Genomic DNA, 17,894 nt, shown 5'->3' with positions numbered 1-17,894 from the left:
CAGCGAGTGAGGTGGCTATACTATCCCGAGCCGGCAATATAGGATGTTCGAGTCTCCATAGGTACGGCGCTACGCATCGTGGGCCAGTTCAATGGTGTTACTATGACAATGGACCTGTTGTTGTTCCACTCTCCCACGGCCGACCGCAACACACTGGGCATTGAAGGGGCCAGTCGATTAGCAGAAGTTCTGTCCGATCGCATCTCGGTCGCGCCTATCCATATTGGCAAATCAGGCTCCCTGCTCCATGGCGATTGGCACCGGCAACTGATGAACACACGGCCGGTATTACGGCAATTGGGTAATACGCTTTCTGACACCCTCGACCACGATCGCTTTCCTATTACCGTACTCCCACGCTGTGCCGCGGCCCTGGGAACTCTACCAGTGATCGCCCGTCATCATCCTGACGCCATTTTACTGTGGTTGGATGCCCATGGTGACTTGAACACGCCTCGGAACTCGGAGTCAGGCTACCTTGGCGGCATGGTAGTCAGCGCTGCAGCTGGACAGTGGGATTCGGGGCTTGGCACCGGGTGGTCGCTCGATCGCATCATCTTGGCAGGCGCACGTGCACTCGACCCATGCGAACGACAATTGATCGATGCCGGCGCACCAAAGCATGTACCACCAGGAACGGATTTCGTCGAGCGCCTGTTAGCCATGCTGGGGGATGTTGCCTGCTATATCCATCTCGATTGCGATGTATTGGAACCTGGTCATGTTCCAACTGAGTATGCCAGTCCAGGAGGCATAACACTGGAGACTTTATCCACTTTATTTAGACACCTTAGCCGCAACCAACAAATTCTCGGCATACAGGTCGCCGAATTCGAGTCTCGCTGGCAGGAAACGTCACCACTGTTCGACCCGTCTCCATTGGCCAGTACACTCTTGGCAGCATGTCCCATACATAGATGGACCGGGTCATAGAGCAGCCCGACAAGCATGGTGACAGCGTCTCTGTATGCCCGGAGTTCTATGTCACTAGTAAGTAGCCAGAAAGCTAAGTACGGCCGCCATCATGCAAGTGGCTAAGGCCACGACTTGATTGGTCATCCCTATGAGAATAGTCGGCTCAGGCATTTAGCCGTTTTCATCCTTCTTAAAGAAATCGATCATTTTTTCCCCGATCTCTTCAGGCTGCTCTTCAGGCATGTAATGGCCGCAATGACGAACGACACCACCTTCGATATCGCTCGCTAACGGCTTCATGGCTTCGAAGATGTCCGGAGACATACCGACATCTCCCCCCAGCGCGAGTATCGGGGTTTCTATTTTTGTCGTCGCTAAAGACTTGTTTTGCTCGACATCCTCTAATACTGCTCGATAATATTCCAGCGCACCTCGTAAGTTACCGGGCTGTTTGTAAACGCGCTCATACTCATCGATATCAGCCTGCGAGAAAGTGCCGGCAGGATTGTAGGTTTTACTCTGGAAGAACCACTCTATGTAACTTCGCTCGCGGCCGGTAATCAATATCTCAGGCAGGTCTGCTACCTGGTGAAAGAAAAAATGCCAAGCTTTCCAGTTATGGGGACCAACCTCGATGGTCGATTTTAGCGTTACGCCGGGTATATTGGCATCCAGCATCACAAGCCGGCCCACTTCCTCGGCAAAGCGCGCGGCAAAGGGATAAGCCACCCACGAGCCGATATCGTGCGAGCCGATATGGTAGCGTTCGAATCCAAGCGTTTTCGCTAATGCATGAACGCGATCTCCCGTTGTTCGTGTATCGTAACCCTCTATCGGCTTGTCAGAATCCCCCTGTCCAGGCAGGTCAATCGCAACCACATGGAAATGATCGCAAAGTAGAGGCATGACACGGCGCCATGCATACCAACTTTGCGGGAAACCCGCCATCAGTAGAACCGGAAAACCTTGTCCCCCGGAAACTGTGTGAAAGCGGATGCCTTCTGCTTCCACCATCGAGTGAGTAAACACCTTGCCGCCGAGCTCAACTTTGTCATGTGCAGGCATAGCTCTCTTCCTCAGAATGACGTTTACTCGACCGATTCCAGTTTATCTTGCGTTTTTCGCTCGAAGTCGCTGGCATCGTGGCGTTCGTGAAGCTGGGTTTCCGGCTCGCCGAAGGTACGGTTGACCATGCGCCCACGCTGAACGGCCCGGCGGTCGTCGATCTCCCTGGCCCAGCGCACCACATGCTCGTAGGTGTCCACCTGCAGGAATTCACCGGCATCGTAGAGCCGCCCCAGCACCAGTTGGCCGTACCAGGGCCAGGTCGCCATATCGGCAATGGTGTAATCATCGCCGGCCAGATAACGGGTCTCCGCCAACCGGCGATCGAGCACATCCAGTTGACGTTTGGTTTCCATGGTAAAACGGTCGATCGCATACTCGATCTTGACCGGTGCATACGAGTAAAAGTGGCCGAACCCACCACCGACGAACGGTGCACTGCCCATCTGCCAGAACAGCCAGTTCAACGTCTCGGTGCGAGCCTGAGGCTCGCGGGGTAGAAAGGCGCCGAACGTCTCGGCAAGATAGAGCAGGATGGCGCCGGACTCGAACACCCGCGTGGGCTCCGGCGTGCTGTAATCCACCATCGCCGGAATCTTCGAATTGGGATTGATCTCGACGAAACCACTGCCGAACTGATCGCCATCACCGATACGGATCAGCCAGGCATCGTATTCGGCATCGCGATGGCCCAGCGCCAGCAGTTCCTCGAACATCACCGTCACTTTCACGCCATTGGGCGTGCCCATCGAGTAGAGTTGGAACGGATGGTCGCCGACCGGTAGCTCTCGCTCATGGGTCGGGCCCGCAATGGGCCGGTTGATGCTGGCAAAGGTGCCGCCACTCTCGTTTTCCCAGGTCCAGACTTGTGGTGGGGTATACTCGGTCTCTTGTGTCATGAGAACTCCATGATCGGTTGTGCAGTCTAGCAAACGATAGCGTGTTAACGTTTTGCCATCCACCACTGATCGACCCGATCATCGAATGCTATCGCCACCACCGACCTCGCCCTCGCTGCTACGCCCATCCATGTCGTTGACGATGCAACTCATGCACACGCTGATAAAAGCCCTCCACCGGGCCGTCGACAGGTAATCCCGGCACGATCGTCTGAATGGGAAGCGTCGCTACCGGCGGCGGACCGACATCCATGGCATCAAGCCAGTGCCGCAACTGAGACGACGAGCTGGCATACACGATACGCCCCAATCCTACCCAGCCATGCGCCGCCGCACACATCGGGCAGTGCTCGCCGGAGGTATACACCGTGGCCTTGGCACGGGCCTCGGGCGACATGTGATTGGCCGCCCAGCGAGCCAGCGCAAACTCCGGATGCTGGGTGGAATCGCCCCCGGCGATACGGTTGCGGTCCTCGGCAAGAACGTTACCTGTCTCATCGACCAGTACACTGCCGAACGGCTCGTCACCTGCCGTCAAGGCCTCGGCCGCCAATTCAAGACAACGCTCCAGATAGCGATACTCGCTCTCTACGACCATGGCGTGCCCCTCGCTTCCCCGACTATTTCCCACTATGGCAGTCAATCGTTCATCCTGCATGATCGATGCATAAAGGGTGGCACACCGCCACCATAGCGATACGGTGGCCGACGAACCGCTTAAGGACAGCCATGGGCTCGGCGTCTAGAGTAGCGGTATGACAAGCGGTGGAGCACGGTTTCCATGCACCGGCTGAAGGATGTGACCGGCGATGTTTCCGGGGCGTTCGGCGACCTCGGCACCTTGTTGCCCTACGTGATTGCCGCCCTGGGCCTGGGGGTGCTTGCCCCCACGCCGGTGTTCCTGGGCTTCGCCGCAGGTTATCTGCTGGTCGCCCTGCTCTATCGGTTGCCCATCGCCGTTCAGCCCATGAAGGCGCTGGGGGCGGTCATCCTCACCGGCGGACTCTCCGCCAGCGAAACCGCCTGGGCGGGCGCGCTCATTGGGCTGATCCTTCTGGTGCTGGCCGCCACGCCACGCCTGACCCAGGTCGCTCGCGCCTTGCCTCAATCCATCGTCACCGGTCTGCAGGCCGGCCTCGGCCTGATGCTCGGCGCCATGGCACTGTCGATGATGGCGGAAGGCTGGCTCATCGCTCTGCCGGCGCTGGCGACACTGGGACTATCCTGGGTCTGGCCACGCGGCCCCTGGGCCCTGCTGGTCGTGGCCTCGGCGTTGCTGCTGGGCACACCGACCGAACCACTCGACCCGGCCGTGCCACCACCCGATACCGATCTCTCGACTCGGGCCGTCGCCACCGGCGTCATGGCACAGTTGCCGCTGACATTACTCAATGCCGTGGTGGTAGCCGCCGCGGTGGCCCATTCGCTCTACCCCGGTCGGGCGGACCGAGTGAACGAACGCCGATTGGCGGCTTCCAGCGGGCTGCTCAACCTGGCGTTGGCGCCACTTGGCGTCATGCCGATGTGTCATGGTGCCGGCGGCATCGCCGCCCATCACCGTTTCGGCGCCCGCAGCCTGGTGGCTCCCCTGGTCATGGCCGGTGTCTGCGCCCTTGCCGCCTTGCAGGGTCCCACGGTGATCGCCTGGCTTGCCGCTATTCCCACGCCGGTCGTGGGTGCCCTGCTCGCCTATGCAGCGGTCGAACTGATGCTTGGCAAGCGCCTATTCGACGCCCGCCCGGACTGCCGCCCCGTGATCGCCATCACGGCCGGCGTCACCCTCTTTGGCGGTGCACTGCTGGGGTTGATTGCCGGCCTGATCGCCGAGAAACTGCGCAAGATGCTCATCCGCCGCCGAGGCGCCCCAACCGGGGAGTAACGTCCATTGCGGATATGCGTCGCCCCCGTTCAGCCCTGATTGTACTCATCGTGGCGACGCCACCACATGCCTGTCTCGTTGCGTCCTTTCGGTGCGCGATCGAGCCACTGGTACATGCTCCACAAACCGTCCAGTCCGCGTGCATAGGTGGAATAGGTGTGGTAGACGCTCCCCTCCTCGAGCACGAATGCGCTCATGCCGGGCCTTTCACGCGTGTATGTGGCCTTATCCGTTCCGCTCATGGCAGCACCGATAGTCGCCCCGTCGGGTGTCGATCGCGAGGGTATGTCGGCGACAGGCTGCTCGCTGTCGCGTAACTGATCCGCCGGCTCGCGCTGATAGTTGTATTCGATACTCCCCTCACGCTGTTGCGCTTCGCTGAACCAGACATTGAAGTCGAAGTTGAAGTCGCTGCCATGCGAGGACGCCCAGGGAAAGGTCCATCCCAGTCGTTGCTTGTAGGCCTGCAATTTCGCTAACGGGGCTCGCGACACCGCCCACAGCATGACGTCATGATTGGCCAGGTGATCGACGATACCGTTGAAGCCATCAGCGATCGCCGAGCAGGACGGGCAACCCGCCGTGTAATCGGGTCCGAACATGAAATGGTAAACGAGGAGCTGCGAACGCCCGCAGAAGAGATCCACCAACGAGGCACTCCCGTTATTGGTCTCGAAACGATACGCCTTGTCGATACGAACCCACGGCAATTCCTGCCGCCAGCGAGCCAGTTCATCGTTTCTTCGCGTGAGTTCTTTCTCGGCCTTGAGCAGCTCAAGCCGCGCGACCAGCCACTCCTCGTACGTCCCGGTGATATGTGTCGTCATTGTTTGACTCCCCTTTCGTCGAATGTCCTCGTTACGTTCTCGATATAACCTTCGCGGTCATGAGATATAGTGAATCCGGGTGACCGAACGATGGGAGTAACAAGTGTGGCGGGATTGCGATGGACTCTTTGATCACGGCCGCAGCCCGTGCGTTGACGGCGGGTGATTCCTTCGGCGCATTGAACCGGATCGCGCTGCGCGACGATGCACCGGCGCTAGCGTTGCGAGGGATCGCGATGGCGCAGCTTGGCGATTTCGAGCGAGCGAAAGCGCTGCTGAGACGTGCCGTGCGCGCCTTCGGCCCGAAAGAAGCCGTCGCTTGTGCCAGGTGCGTCATCGCCGAGGCCGAGATCGCGCTCGTCTCACGCGATCTGAACTGGCCCACGCAGGCGCTCGGCACGGCGCGGGCGACGCTCGAACAGTACGGCGACCGGGTGAACGCGGCGCATGCGCGGTACCTCGAGGCCCGACATCTGCTTCTGACCGGGCATCTGGACAAAGCAGAGCGTAAGCTCGCCGATCTCGACCCCACCCCCTTCCCGCCGGCCTTGAGGACTGCCCATGAACTCGTGATGGCAGGGATCGCAATACGCCGCCTGCAGACGACAACGGCACGCGCGGCGCTCACCCGGGCCGAAAGCGTCGCGCACCATGCCGGAATTCCTGCACTGACGGCGGAAGTGGAAAGTGCCTTTCTCGCCCTGAATAAGCCCGCCGCACGCCTGATTGATCAGGGCGAAGAGCGGCTGCTGTTACTGGAAGAGGTCGAGGCATTACTGGCATCGAAGGCACTCGTCGTGGACGCCTGTCGCCATGTCGTGCGTGACGCTCACACGGTGGCCTCGCTCGCCAGGCGCCCGGTACTGTTCACACTCGCACGCTTGCTGGGCGAAGCCTGGCCGGACGATGTGCCGAGGGGCACGCTCATCGCGCACGCCTTCCGCACCCGGTTCGCCGATGAAACGCATCGTGCACGGTTACGGGTCGAAATCGGGCGACTTCGCTCAGAGCTCGGCACACTGGCGGATGTGAGCGCGACGAAACGGGGATTCAAGCTGGTGCCGCACAGTACAGGCGACGTCGTGGTGCTGGCACGGCCGATCGAAGAGAAGCATGCCGCGCTACTCGCCCTGCTCGACGACGGTGAAGCATGGTCGAGCTCGGCCCTGGCACTGGCGCTCGGCACCAGCCAGCGCACCGTACAGCGAGCCCTCGACGCGCTCTCAGCAGCAGGCAAGGTGCAATCGTTCGGTCGTGGGCGGGCGCGTCGCTGGATGACGTCGCCCGTGCCCGGATTCACGACAACCTTGTTACTCCCCGGCCCTTATCCAGGTAGCTAGGCTATAGTCACCAACCAAGCAACCAGGACAGACACATGAACCGCTCACCAGCCGACATCCTCAGCGAACATGGCCCCTTCCCCGGCATCGACTGCGTGCATGGCGTCACCTATGACGGCCAGCATGTCTGGCTTGCCACCGGCGACACGCTGACCGCCCTGGATCCAGCGAGCGGGGAGACGCTGCGTTCCATCGATGTCACCGCGAATGCGGGAACCGCCTTCGACGGAGAGCATCTGTTCCAGATCGCCGAAGACCGCATCCAGAAGGTCGACCCGCAGAGCGGCCGTGTCATCGACACCATTCCGGCCCCTGAGGGCGGTGTTTCAGGGCTCGCATGGGCTGAAGGCATGCTCTGGGTGGGACGATATCGGGACCGGACGATCCAGCAAGTCGATCCGCACAGCGGCGAGGTGCTTCGCACCATCGAGTCCAACCGCTTCGTGACCGGGGTCACCTGGCTCGACGGAGAGCTATGGCACGGCACCTGGGAAAGTGACGAAAGCGATTTACGACGCATCGATCCGCGCACGGGAGACGTCCTGGAGAGTCTCGAAATGCCGCCGGGAATGGGTATATCGGGGCTCGAGTCCAACGGCCACGATCGGTTCTTCTGTGGTGGCGGAGGCAGCGGCACGTTGCGGGTCGTGCGCCGACCCAAGTGAGGCGCCTTGTCTGGCGGTAGCCCCTCTTTTCCAAGCAACCTTCGCTGATCGGCCGACCGGCGAAGGTTGACGCTCTCGAGCCGCATAAGCAGAGGTCACGTGGCACTCACGCAACCCGAGGACGACAACATTAGGGAGTTGCTGGCATTGATTATTGTTATGTTATAACGTATCTTTCGTTGATGCCTTAGGGCAATCCTATCTCATTGCATGAAAAAGGAGCGTTGACAGTGAAAATGGTACTGACACAAGGGGCAAGTGTGTTAGCCGTCAGCTTACTGGCACTGGCGGGTGGCCAGAGTGCAGCGGCATCGCAGGACGAGCATGAGCACGACCATGCGCACAGTCATGACCACACCCATGACCATGATCACGACCATGACGAGGACATCTATGCCGGCTATTTCGAAGACAGCCAGGTAGAAGACCGCTCGCTTTCCGATTGGGAGGGAGACTGGCAATCCGTCTATCCCTACCTTGAAGACGGCATTCTGGACGAGGTGTTTGCTCATAAGGCGGAACACGAGGGTGACAAGACGGCCGACGAGTACAAGGCATACTATGAGACGGGATATCAGACGGACATGGATCGTATCGTCATTGACGGACAGACCGTCACTTTCCATGCAGATGGCGATGAAGGACGATCTGGCGAGTACACCTATGACGGCTACGAAATCCTGACGTATGAAGCGGGCAATCGCGGCGTCAGGTATATCTTCGAACTCGCCGAAGACGCTGACGGGCTTCCCCAGTACATTCAATTCAGTGATCATGCCATCTACCCGACTGACGCCGATCACTTCCATCTGTACTGGGGCGACGACCGCGACGCTCTATTGGAGGAAGTCACGAACTGGCCGACCTACTACCCATCCGACCTGGATGGACAGGAAATCGTCCATGAAATGATGGCGCACTGAGTGGCGGTAGTCGCTCGAGGTCCGAGAGCCGGAGGAGCGTACTCGGCAGGCGGGGAAAATAAAACACGAAAGCCTTTGACCCAGGCCACCAAGCATGAGACTGTGTGTGTCAGTAGGTTGGCAAGCAGCATGGTTTCAGCAGTACTCGAATTCTTTCGACGGCCTGTAATTATCATTCTTGTTTTACCCGCTACTCATCTGGGTAACACCAGGATCTTTAGCAAGGCGCTAAGCGCGAAAGGATTTTTATCATGACTACTGGTACCGTCAAGTGGTTCAACGATTCCAAGGGTTTTGGCTTCATTTCTCCTGCCGATGGCGGCGATGACGTGTTTGCCCACTTCTCCGAGATTCAGGCCGAAGGCTTCAAATCCCTGCAGGAAGGTCAAAGCGTCTCTTTCGACGTGACTCAGGGCAAGAAAGGCCTCCAGGCTTCGAATATCAAGACGCTCGCCTGATAACGAGCGCTCACGAACCTTTCCGGTTCATCGAACGGGGCCCGCTTATGCGGGCCCCGTTTCGTTTTATGCCTGTTTAACCTAGCTATCTTGCCGATCCGAACATCAGCAAGAGGTAGTCTCGGGCGCCCTCCGCGCAGGACCTCGACATCCCCCAAGCACTGACGGCCACGTGCCGGGTACAGTAGCCCACCAGGTTCTCCTCATTCAGTGGTTTGTGCCTGTGCCCCGGCGCCGGAATGGCCGCCATCCCTCCGGATTCTCAAGCAGAAGAGCATGGTAGCCAATGCCGCTCAAACGCAAACGGTTATCAAATGTATTGAAACCATAAACTCATTTGCATATGATAATTTTTATCGTGGCGCGCAAAATCGATCGGCAAGCGCCCCAGGACGTGGCTCCAGGAATCCTTATGCAAACGTATATCGCAGCATGTCTTGAGCGTGCCTCAGCATCAGGGACCAGGCCACTCGACGGCAACTTCGAACCTCTCCTGGCAGGCCATCACAGTCACGGCGAGAAGCTCTACGCAAATTATCTAGGTTGATTCACTTTCAGGTATCTTCAACATGACTGATAGCAATAGCACAGTCCGACGCAACGCCAATCGGTTACGGTGGCAACGGACCACTACTGCCCTTCTATGCGGCACGACGCTGGCGACTGCTCCCATGATCGGGAACGCGCAGGAGGCAGGTGACGGCAATGACGATAAGGAGACGTACCGTCTCGCCCCCATTATCGTCAACGCACAGGCAATAGCGGACGACAATGCGAACACGACGGTGGCCCGGGAGCTCTGGATGGGTGGCAAGGTCGCAACCAGCATCCACGATACGCCTGCCTCCGTGTCGGTCATCACCGAAAAAGAAATCGAGCAACGAGACACCGATAACACCGAGGAAGTCCTGCAATATACGCCCGGCATCCTCACCGGCTACTGGGGTACCGACAACCGCAACGATTACTACAGGATTCGCGGCTTCGACGCCACGACCTACCGCGACGGGATGACACTCGGCTCGATGCGCGGCGTGCGCGAGGAACCCTACGCCTACGAACGCGTCGAGGTGCTGCGGGGCGCCAACTCCACCCTGTTCGGCCCGGCGGACCCCGGTGGCTCGATCAACTTCGTGAGCAAACGGCCAAAATTCGAACGCTTTGGCGAAGGCTACCTGGGGTATGGCTCCTTCGATCACAAGGAGGCCGGTCTCGATGTGGGGGATACGCTGGATGCCGACAAGACGCTGGCCTATCGCTTCACCGGCAAAGTCCAGGACAGCGACCGCGAATACGATCACTCCAAAAACGACAAGCAGTTCTTCATGGGCGGCCTGACCTGGGAACCGACGGCGTACACCACCGCGACCGTCATCGTCGACTACCTGAAGCGTGACAACACGCCCAACAGCGGCGGCTATCCGTTCGACAGGGAATATGACCGCAGCAACTTCTTTGGCGAGCCGGATTACAACTTTCACGATGTCGATCGGTCCAGCATTACCGGGATGCTCACCCATGATTTCGATAACGGGCTGACCCTGCGCGGCAACCTGCGCTACAGCGATCTGACCGACGACTACGGTTACGTCTATATCACTGACAATCCGGCACGAACCGGCACACTGGTCGACCGTGGCTATATTGGAAGAGATAGAGAAGCTCAGGAATTGATCGGCAATGCCATCCTGCAATACGACACCAGCGTTGGCCCGGTCGACAGCAGTACGCTGGGCGGGATCGAGTATCGCGATGAATCCAGCAGAACCACGTCCGTTTACGCGCCGGGAGATCCGATCGATGTCTCGAACCCCGTATATCAAGGCGCCCCGAGCAGCCTGACCCCCTATAGCGCCAATGACCAGGACAACAGGACTCGGTCGGTTTTCCTGACGCAGAACCTGTCCTTCTATGACCATGTCATCGTCACCGCGGGCGTTCGCAATGACTCGATGGATCTCTCCAGCAAGGACATCACGGGAGCCACTGCCTCCGACGACATCTCGGAGACCTCGTACCGGGGCGCATTGACCTACAAAATCACTGACGAGGTTTCCACCTATTACAGCTATGTGGAATCGATCGCGCCTCCGACCATTGGCGTGAAACCCGAGCGCGGCAAGCAGCATGAGCTTGGCGTGAAATATGCGCCCATTGGTATGAACGCGCTGTTCTCGGCTGCCGTTTATGAGCTGAACAAGGACAACGTGGGCATCGCGGTGGTACAGGGTGACGGCACCATCGAACGGGAAACCGTCGGCGAATCCCGTGTGCGCGGCTTCGATCTGGAAGCCAAGGCCGAACTGACCGACAACCTGAGCCTGACCGGCGGCTATTCGTATATGGATCAGGAGGTGATTCGCGGCACGCTGAGCGATGGCACGTCAATCGAAGGGAACCAGTTCGCCACAGCACCGAAACAAACGGTCTCACTATGGACGCATTATACCCTGCCGGATACGGGCATGCGTTTCGGTCTGGGGGCCCGCTATGTCGATTCCTATTATTTCGATGCCGAGAACTCGGCCAAGAGCGAATCGGCAACGCTCTTCGATGCGTCCTTCGGCTACCAATTCGTCAAGAATACCGACCTGACCGTCAACGTCAGCAACCTGCTCGACAAGCAGTACGTGGTCAACTCCGGCACGGCGGATTTCTATAATCAGGGCCGCGCAATCAAGGCGAAGCTGAGCTATCGCTGGTAATGCTGATCATCCAATCTCGCCGAATCGTGTAATACCAGTCAGTGAATGCTGACTGGTATTACTCCCCTTGGGGCACATTGACGCCTATCTGCCCAAAGTGGATGACGTTCCCGAGGGTTGCCGTGCGCAGCACGATCAAAGACTTAATCCGTTGGAGGGGACGATGGAATGGTTCCGTATAAGTCAGGCCGTTTGTGCGGCGCTTCTGGTTGCGTGCAGCCTCGGTGCAGCGCAGGCCGGGACACAACAGTATCCGATCGAAATCCACCACGCCTTCGGGACCACCGTGATTCCGGAAGAACCCGAGCGGGTGGCCACCGTTGCCTGGGCGAACCACGAGGTGCCACTCGCGCTCGGCATTGTGCCCGTGGGCTTTGCCGCTGCGAATTTCGGCGATGACGACGGCAATGGCCTACTCCCTTGGGTCGAAGCACGACTCGAGGAGCTCGGCGCGGAGTCGCCCAAGCTGTTCGACGAAGGCGATGGGATCGACTTCGAGGCGGTTGCAGCCAGCGCGCCGGACGTGATCCTTGCGGCCTATTCCGGACTCAGCCGCTCCGACTACGACACGCTGAGCAAGATCGCCCCCGTCGTCGCCTATCCCGAAGCCCCCTGGGCGACCGGCTGGCGCGACATGATCCGGCTCGACAGCGCAGGCATGGGGATGGCCGAGGAAGGCGAGGCACTTATCGCGCGGATCGAGGCGCAAATCGCCGCAACGGCCGCCGCGCATCCCGAGCTTGCGGGCAAGACGGCGATGTTCGTCACTCACCTCGACCCCACGGATCTCAGTCGTGTCTCGTTCTACACCGACAATGACGCAAGGGTGCGGTTCTTCCACGATCTCGGGCTGGCGTCGCCCCGCTTCGTGAAGGAAGTCTCGACCGAAGGCAAATTCGCCGGCGAGATCAGTGCCGAACGCATCGACGAACTGGCGGACGTGGATATTCTCGTCACCTATGGCGGGCAGCCCCTGGTCGATCGGTTATCCGCCCATCCGCTCACTTCCCGATTGCCCGCGGTCGAGCACGGCTCGCTCGTCATGCTGGACAATAGTCCGCTCGGTACCGCCGCCAACCCCACGCCAATGTCGATCCCCTGGATACTCGATGACTACGCCGATCTGCTCTCGCACGCCGCGCGCAAGTCGGAATGAGCGTGGCCGGGCCCATGATCCCGCCCGTTCCGTCGCGTATTCGGCCGTCGCGCATCCGAGGGCGCACAAGCGGCTCGGCGGAGGCGTGACGATGGCACTCCTGCTCGTCGTGGCCATGGTGCTTTCCGTGGCCCTGGGCGCGCGCGATGTCGGATGGCCGGAGATCGTGGCGGCATTAGGCGGTCAGGCCGATACCATCGGCGAGGCCGCCGTGACGAGCCGGCTCCCGCGTACCCTGCTGGCCATTCTTGCGGGCGCGGCTCTCGGCCTGTCGGGTGGCGTCATGCAGGGCCTTACGCGCAATCCGCTCGCGGACCCGGGCCTGCTGGGCGTGAACGCCGGGGCGGTACTGGCCATTGTCATCGGGCTGGCGTGGTTTGGAATTGAAGACGCCAGCCTCTATATCTGGACCGCGATCCTGGGCGCCGGACTGACTGCTGTCGCGGTCTATGCCATCGCCAGCCTTGGCCGAGGCGGAGCGACACCGCTCAAACTCGCACTCGCGGGCGCAGTGACGACAGCGGCACTGAGTTCCCTGACCACGGCGGTCGTGTTGCCGCGCGGCGATATCGCCGGACTCGTGCAATCCTGGATGGTCGGCGGGGTGGGCGGGGCCACCAACGACCAGATCGTCCCGGTCCTGCCTTTTCTGCTTGCGGGGCTTGTCATTGCACTGCTTTCGGCCCGCAAGCTCAACCTGCTTGCACTTGGGGACGAAGCGGCAACCGGGCTCGGCGAGAAAGTGGCATCGGCGCGGGCCATGGCGGCGGTCGCGGCGGTGTTGCTATGCGGCGCGACGACTGCCGTGTGTGGTCCTATCGGGTTCGTCGGGCTTGTCGTACCGCATGCCTGCCGGTTGCTGGTGGGAAGCGACTACCGTTGGCTGCTGCCGTTTTCCGCGCTTGGGGGAGCCGTGCTGCTGACGTTCGCGGATGTGACCGGACGGCTCGTGGCGCGACCGGCAGAGCTGGATGTCGGCATCGTCACCGCCTTTATCGGCGCGCCCGTCTTTATCTGGATCGTACGTCGGCGCAAGGTGAGAGAGCTGTGAACGAACCGCTACGAAGCGATCCGCCAGGCTACGCTACCGCCTGGCTTGCCCGGATACGCCGGGAACGTGCAAGACGGCGCTGGCGTGTTCTGGCAGCCCTCTTGGCCTGTCTGCTGGCGGGGGTGGTGCTGACACTGATGCTGGGGCAGTCGCTCACGCCTCTGGTGACGGTGCTCCGCGTACTCGGCGGCGCGGATGTGCCAGAGGCCGAGTTCATCGTGCGCGAATTGCGCCTGCCGCGGGCGGTGATCTCGGCCCTCTCGGGAATCTGCTTCGGCCTCGGAGGCGTCGCTTTTCAGACCATGCTGCGCAATCCGCTCGCCAGTCCCGACATCATCGGCATCAGCACGGGAGCCAGCGCTGCCGCGGTCTTCGCTATCGTGGTGCTGTCGCTGAGCGGCCCGGCGGTTTCCATCGTCGCGGTCGTCGCGGGGCTGGGCGTCGCGCTTGCGATCTATGCCCTCTCCTGGCGGGAAGGTGTCACCGGCGCACGGCTCGTCCTCGTCGGGATCGGTCTTGCTGCAATGTTGCAGAGCTTTACCGCCTATCTGCTCACGCGTGCGCCGAGCTGGAGTCTTCAGGAGGCGCTACGCTGGATGACCGGCAGTGTGAACGGTGTCCAGCTTGAGCAGGCATTACCGTTACTCGTCGCCCTCCTGCTTTTCGGTGGGCTGCTCTTGAGCCGCAGCCGCGATCTCGAAACCCTGCGCATGGGCGATGACATAGCCGCAGGGCTTGGGGTCCGGCTGACGGCGACGCGCGTCATCGTCATTGTCGCTGCGGTCGGGCTTGTCGCCTTCGCCACGGCAGTTGCGGGGCCGGTCGCTTTCGTGGCCTTCCTTTCCGGTCCGATCGCGGCGCGTCTGACAAGCCGGAACGGGTCGCTGCTCATCCCTTCGGCTCTCGTGGGGGCTTTGCTCGTTCTTCTGGGCGATTACGCGGGCCAATTCCTGTTACCCGCGCGCTATCCGGTGGGGATCGTCACCGGCGTGCTCGGCGCGCCCTATCTCGTTTACCTCATCATTCGCGACAACAAGAGCGGAGGCGCCCTGTGAGCAGTCCCTCACTTCTCGTACATGACCTCATGGCGGGCTACGGTGAACGCGCCGTGCTGGACGACATCCACCTGACGATCCCGCCGGGCAGGAATACCGCTATCGTGGGCGCGAACGCCTGCGGGAAGTCGACCCTGCTGCGTACGCTCTCGCGGCTTCTCGTACCTGAACACGGCAAGGTCTTGCTCGACGGTCACTCCATCCACCGGCTTCCCGCACGCCGCCTCGCGCAACAATTGGGCCTTCTGCCGCAATCGCCCATCGCGCCCGAAGGGATCACCGTGCTCGATCTCGTCAGCCGAGGCCGCCATCCCCATCAAGGCCTGTTCGCGCGCTGGAGTGCCACCGACGAGACCGCCGTAGCCGAGGCACTGGAAGCCACGCACACGACGGAACTGGCCGAGCGCGCCGTGGAAGAGCTGTCAGGCGGGCAGCGTCAACGGGTCTGGATCGCCATGGCGCTTGCACAGCAGACGGGGATTCTGCTCCTCGATGAGCCCACGACCTTTCTCGATATCAATCACCAGATCGAGGTGCTTGATCTTCTGACCGACCTCAATCGAGAGCGTGGCACGACCATCGTGATGGTCCTGCACGATCTCAACCTGGCCGCACGCTACGCCGATGTGCTGGTAGCCATGGCAAAAGGGCGGATCTACGGGACTGGGACCCCGGAAACGGTGCTGACCCAACAGATGGTGCAGGAAGTCTTCGGTCTCGCGAGTCGAATCATAGAGGATCCCGTCACGGGCAAACCGATGATGATCCCGCTCGGCCGGCACGTAGCGAGCCAAGTCGCGATAGGACCGTAGAGGCCGCCAAGGATACTTCAGGCGCTCCAGGTGATAGCCGCTGGCTTGAGCCAGGTTCAGGTATGCGATGGCGCGCCCCTTGGGATCGACGCAAACAGGGCTGACGGATTGCGACCTCGTGGACGTTGCCATCGATCATGGGCAAGGCCTCGAACGCAGTTCAACCCCGTTGTCCTGACGATGCCTCGCGCTGATTCGGCGGCACCAATCCATGCCGGCGCATGCGACGATAGACCGTGGGCCGCGAGACACCGAGCTGCCGTGCGACGAGACTGATATTCCAGCTTGCCTCCTGCAGCAACGCATGCAGTGACCGCCCTGCGTCGGTTGCCGGTGCCTGTGGCGCCTGTTCGAGGATCTGCGGCACACCGGCAAGCCCTCCCTGACACTCCTCCGGCAGGTCATGCACGGTGATCTCGTCGCCATCGACCGTCGCCAGGGCGAAGTTCAGCGCGTTCTTGAGCTGACGAATGTTGCCCGGCCAGGCGTAAGCCAGCAGTGCACTCATGGCATCGGCGCGCAACCGGATGTCAGCACCACGATCCGCCACCAGCGAGTCGTAGACGCTGCGAATCACGTAGTGCTTGTCGGCCCGCTCGCGCAGTGCCGGCAAGCGTAGCTGGGCACCATTCAAACGATAATAGAGATCCTCACGGAAGCGGCCGTTGGCAATCAGCTCGGTCATCTCGCAGTGGGTGGCGGTAATCACGCGAATGTCGACGCGCACGGCTCTCTCGGCGCCGAGCGGCATGACCTCGCGCTCGGCCAGCACACGCAGCAGGCGGGTCTGCAGCGACAGCGGCATGTCGCCGATTTCATCCAGAAACAGCGTGCCGCCATCGGCCTGCTGGATCAGCCCGCGCATGCCCTTGCTGCGCCCGCCGGTGAAGGCTCCGGGCAGGTAACCGAACAGTTCGCTCTCGATCAGCGATTCAGGAATCGCTGCACAGTTCACCGCCACGAACGGCCCCTCGGCCCGTGTGCCACTGTCATGTAGTGAGCGGGCCAGCACTTCCTTGCCGGTACCCGTCTCCCCGGTGATCAACACGCTCACCGACTCGTTGCGCAGGCGCCGCGCCAGCTTGAGCACGCGATACATGGCCGGGTCGTCGGATGCCAGCCGATCCAGCGCCGGAACCGGTGCAGGCGATGGCGGCATGCTGCGCGTCACGAGGTGACGTCCACGCGGCTCGATCAAGGTAATGAAGCAGGTCGTGTCGTTGGCGCGCACGCGAAAAGCGCGAAGCTGATCGTCATTGGCAGCCGGCAGGCCGAGCAGATCGCTGATTTCGCAGTCGAACAGTTGGGTCGCGCTGGGCACCCAGCCCGGCGACCAAGGCGGCCAGCGACGCAGATGGGTATCGATCAGGGCCCGCCCCTCGCCGTTGGCGGCGATCACGCTGCCATCCTCCTCGATGGCGATCAGCCCCCGACCGTTGAGATGCACGAACTCACGGTCGGTATCGAAACGCAGGATCAGGCAGTCGCGATAGCGATGCAGAAAGTAGGCATCTTCGATCATTCGCGCATAGAGCGTGACCAGCGGTAGCCCGAAATTCTGACTCTCGTGGGCACGCGGCGATTGCAGTGCAGAGATATCCAGCACGGCGATCACCTGCCCCTGGGGATCGGTGATCGGCGCCGCGGTACAGGTCAGGCTAATATGCGTGGCATCGAAGTGTTCCTGATGATGGCAGGTAATGGCATGGGCATCATGAATGCAGGTACCGACCGCGCAGGTACCGGCATAGCGCTCGTCCCAGTCGGCCCCGAGATATAGGCCGGCCCGGCGCAGGGCCTGATCCTGATCGCGCTGACCACGAAACTCCACGGTGATGCCGCGGCGATCGGTGAGCAGCAGCACATAGCCCAGCGGCGCGACCTGGGCGAAGAGCTGATCGACCCCGGCGCGAGCCACGTGCAGCAATTCGTCCACCGACTCGCGATGTTCGTTGATTGCCTGCTGGGTCAATACCCGCACCGGGCGCGGACGACCGGGGTCGAGGCGATATTCGCCGACGCAGCGTTCCCAGGAACGCCGGATCACCTCGCGGCATCCACCCAAGCCGATCGCCTGGCCTTCGCTAAGCCGGACCAGGGTGTCGATATGCTGGCGCTGCTCCTGGCGCAATTCCATGCAGCCT

At 61.0% G+C, this 17,894-nt stretch carries 16 protein-coding genes; 11 read left to right on the top strand and 5 right to left on the bottom strand.

The annotated features are described in order from the left end of the window. Positions 1–102 precede the first annotated feature (102 nt). Complete coding sequence (locus tag FVV99_RS07500; RefSeq protein ID WP_148253430.1) at positions 103–933, top strand: arginase family protein; 831 nt, start codon at positions 103–105, stop codon at positions 931–933. 153 nt (positions 934–1,086) lie between these two features. On the opposite strand, the gene FVV99_RS07495 is transcribed toward FVV99_RS07500, so the two are convergent. From FVV99_RS07495 to FVV99_RS07485, 3 genes are all read right to left on the bottom strand, one after another. Further along, a complete protein-coding gene (locus tag FVV99_RS07495; protein WP_148253429.1) occupies positions 1,087–1,980 on the bottom strand; it encodes an alpha/beta fold hydrolase in 894 nt (297 codons plus the stop codon). A gap of 23 nt (positions 1,981–2,003) precedes the next feature. Continuing rightward, positions 2,004–2,879, bottom strand: coding sequence for a glutathione-dependent disulfide-bond oxidoreductase (gene yghU, locus FVV99_RS07490; RefSeq protein WP_148253428.1), 876 nt, complete (start codon positions 2,877–2,879; stop codon positions 2,004–2,006). A 118-nt stretch (positions 2,880–2,997) separates the two neighbouring features. After that, positions 2,998–3,477, bottom strand: a complete 480-nt coding sequence (locus FVV99_RS07485; RefSeq protein ID WP_148253427.1) for a nucleoside deaminase — start codon at positions 3,475–3,477, stop codon at positions 2,998–3,000. 183 nt (positions 3,478–3,660) lie between these two features. On the opposite strand from FVV99_RS07485, the gene FVV99_RS07480 reads away from it, so the two are divergent. Then, positions 3,661–4,758 (top strand): putative sulfate/molybdate transporter, encoded by a 1,098-nt coding sequence (locus FVV99_RS07480; RefSeq protein WP_148253426.1) that lies wholly within the window; start codon positions 3,661–3,663, stop codon positions 4,756–4,758. 29 nt (positions 4,759–4,787) lie between these two features. Here FVV99_RS07480 and FVV99_RS07475 read toward each other — a convergent pair whose 3' ends face one another. Further along, complete coding sequence (locus FVV99_RS07475; RefSeq protein ID WP_148253425.1) at positions 4,788–5,585, bottom strand: DUF899 domain-containing protein; 798 nt, start codon at positions 5,583–5,585, stop codon at positions 4,788–4,790. A gap of 119 nt (positions 5,586–5,704) precedes the next feature. Here FVV99_RS07475 and FVV99_RS07470 point away from each other — a divergent pair, with 119 nt between their 5' ends. The 9 genes from FVV99_RS07470 (at position 5,705) to FVV99_RS07430 (ending at position 15,750) form a co-directional block, all read left to right on the top strand. Next, the gene (locus tag FVV99_RS07470; protein ID WP_148253424.1) at positions 5,705–6,925 is read left to right on the top strand and encodes a tetratricopeptide repeat protein; all 1,221 of its coding nucleotides are present in this window, start codon (positions 5,705–5,707) and stop codon (positions 6,923–6,925) included. Positions 6,926–6,960: 35 nt separating this feature from the next. Continuing rightward, positions 6,961–7,590, top strand: a complete 630-nt coding sequence (locus FVV99_RS07465) for a Vgb family protein (RefSeq protein WP_148253423.1) — start codon at positions 6,961–6,963, stop codon at positions 7,588–7,590. Between the two features lie 236 nt (positions 7,591–7,826). Continuing rightward, positions 7,827–8,513, top strand: a complete 687-nt coding sequence (locus FVV99_RS07460) for a metal-binding protein ZinT (protein WP_148253734.1) — start codon at positions 7,827–7,829, stop codon at positions 8,511–8,513. A 251-nt stretch (positions 8,514–8,764) separates the two neighbouring features. Continuing rightward, a complete protein-coding gene (locus FVV99_RS07455) occupies positions 8,765–8,971 on the top strand; it encodes a cold-shock protein (RefSeq protein ID WP_092568357.1) in 207 nt (68 codons plus the stop codon). A gap of 569 nt (positions 8,972–9,540) precedes the next feature. Next, on the top strand, positions 9,541–11,676 hold the full coding sequence (locus FVV99_RS07450; protein WP_148253422.1) for a TonB-dependent siderophore receptor: 2,136 nt from the start codon (positions 9,541–9,543) through the stop codon (positions 11,674–11,676). A 163-nt stretch (positions 11,677–11,839) separates the two neighbouring features. Further along, positions 11,840–12,832, top strand: a complete 993-nt coding sequence (locus tag FVV99_RS07445; RefSeq protein ID WP_148253421.1) for an iron-siderophore ABC transporter substrate-binding protein — start codon at positions 11,840–11,842, stop codon at positions 12,830–12,832. Positions 12,833–12,923: 91 nt separating this feature from the next. Beyond that, entirely contained in the window at positions 12,924–13,883 is a 960-nt protein-coding gene (locus FVV99_RS07440; RefSeq protein ID WP_236645339.1) for a FecCD family ABC transporter permease, read from the top strand. Then, on the top strand, positions 13,880–14,938 hold the full coding sequence (locus FVV99_RS07435; RefSeq protein ID WP_148253419.1) for a FecCD family ABC transporter permease: 1,059 nt from the start codon (positions 13,880–13,882) through the stop codon (positions 14,936–14,938). Before FVV99_RS07440 ends, FVV99_RS07435 begins: the two co-directional genes overlap by 4 nt. Next, on the top strand, positions 14,935–15,750 hold the full coding sequence (locus FVV99_RS07430) for an ABC transporter ATP-binding protein (RefSeq protein ID WP_148253418.1): 816 nt from the start codon (positions 14,935–14,937) through the stop codon (positions 15,748–15,750). The genes FVV99_RS07435 and FVV99_RS07430 overlap by 4 nt, the downstream gene beginning before the upstream one ends. A gap of 160 nt (positions 15,751–15,910) precedes the next feature. Here FVV99_RS07430 and FVV99_RS07425 read toward each other — a convergent pair whose 3' ends face one another. Continuing rightward, positions 15,911–17,887: a sigma-54-dependent Fis family transcriptional regulator gene (locus FVV99_RS07425; protein ID WP_148253417.1), complete on the bottom strand. Its 1,977-nt coding sequence runs from the start codon at positions 17,885–17,887 to the stop codon at positions 15,911–15,913. Positions 17,888–17,894: the final 7 nt, after the last annotated feature.

The sequence above is a fragment of the Aidingimonas lacisalsi genome (assembly GCF_008079445.1).
GTDB lineage: Bacteria > Pseudomonadota > Gammaproteobacteria > Pseudomonadales > Halomonadaceae > Aidingimonas > Aidingimonas lacisalsi.
This window is presented reverse-complemented; position numbering and strand designations above follow the sequence as displayed.

What these genes read in the sequence shown, in the direction of transcription:
- FVV99_RS07500 (WP_148253430.1), top strand. Translation starts at nt 103, where the DNA reads ATGACAATGGACCTGTTGTTGTTCCACTCTCCCACGGCCGACCGCAAC.
- FVV99_RS07495 (WP_148253429.1), bottom strand. Translation starts at nt 1,980, where the DNA reads ATGCCTGCACATGACAAAGTTGAGCTCGGCGGCAAGGTGTTTACTCAC.
- yghU (WP_148253428.1), bottom strand. Translation starts at nt 2,879, where the DNA reads ATGACACAAGAGACCGAGTATACCCCACCACAAGTCTGGACCTGGGAA.
- FVV99_RS07485 (WP_148253427.1), bottom strand. Translation starts at nt 3,477, where the DNA reads ATGGTCGTAGAGAGCGAGTATCGCTATCTGGAGCGTTGTCTTGAATTG.
- FVV99_RS07480 (WP_148253426.1), top strand. Translation starts at nt 3,661, where the DNA reads ATGCACCGGCTGAAGGATGTGACCGGCGATGTTTCCGGGGCGTTCGGC.
- FVV99_RS07475 (WP_148253425.1), bottom strand. Translation starts at nt 5,585, where the DNA reads ATGACGACACATATCACCGGGACGTACGAGGAGTGGCTGGTCGCGCGG.
- FVV99_RS07470 (WP_148253424.1), top strand. Translation starts at nt 5,705, where the DNA reads ATGGACTCTTTGATCACGGCCGCAGCCCGTGCGTTGACGGCGGGTGAT.
- FVV99_RS07465 (WP_148253423.1), top strand. Translation starts at nt 6,961, where the DNA reads ATGAACCGCTCACCAGCCGACATCCTCAGCGAACATGGCCCCTTCCCC.
- FVV99_RS07460 (WP_148253734.1), top strand. Translation starts at nt 7,827, where the DNA reads ATGGTACTGACACAAGGGGCAAGTGTGTTAGCCGTCAGCTTACTGGCA.
- FVV99_RS07455 (WP_092568357.1), top strand. Translation starts at nt 8,765, where the DNA reads ATGACTACTGGTACCGTCAAGTGGTTCAACGATTCCAAGGGTTTTGGC.
- FVV99_RS07450 (WP_148253422.1), top strand. Translation starts at nt 9,541, where the DNA reads ATGACTGATAGCAATAGCACAGTCCGACGCAACGCCAATCGGTTACGG.
- FVV99_RS07445 (WP_148253421.1), top strand. Translation starts at nt 11,840, where the DNA reads ATGGAATGGTTCCGTATAAGTCAGGCCGTTTGTGCGGCGCTTCTGGTT.
- FVV99_RS07440 (WP_236645339.1), top strand. Translation starts at nt 12,924, where the DNA reads ATGGCACTCCTGCTCGTCGTGGCCATGGTGCTTTCCGTGGCCCTGGGC.
- FVV99_RS07425 (WP_148253417.1), bottom strand. Translation starts at nt 17,887, where the DNA reads ATGGAATTGCGCCAGGAGCAGCGCCAGCATATCGACACCCTGGTCCGG.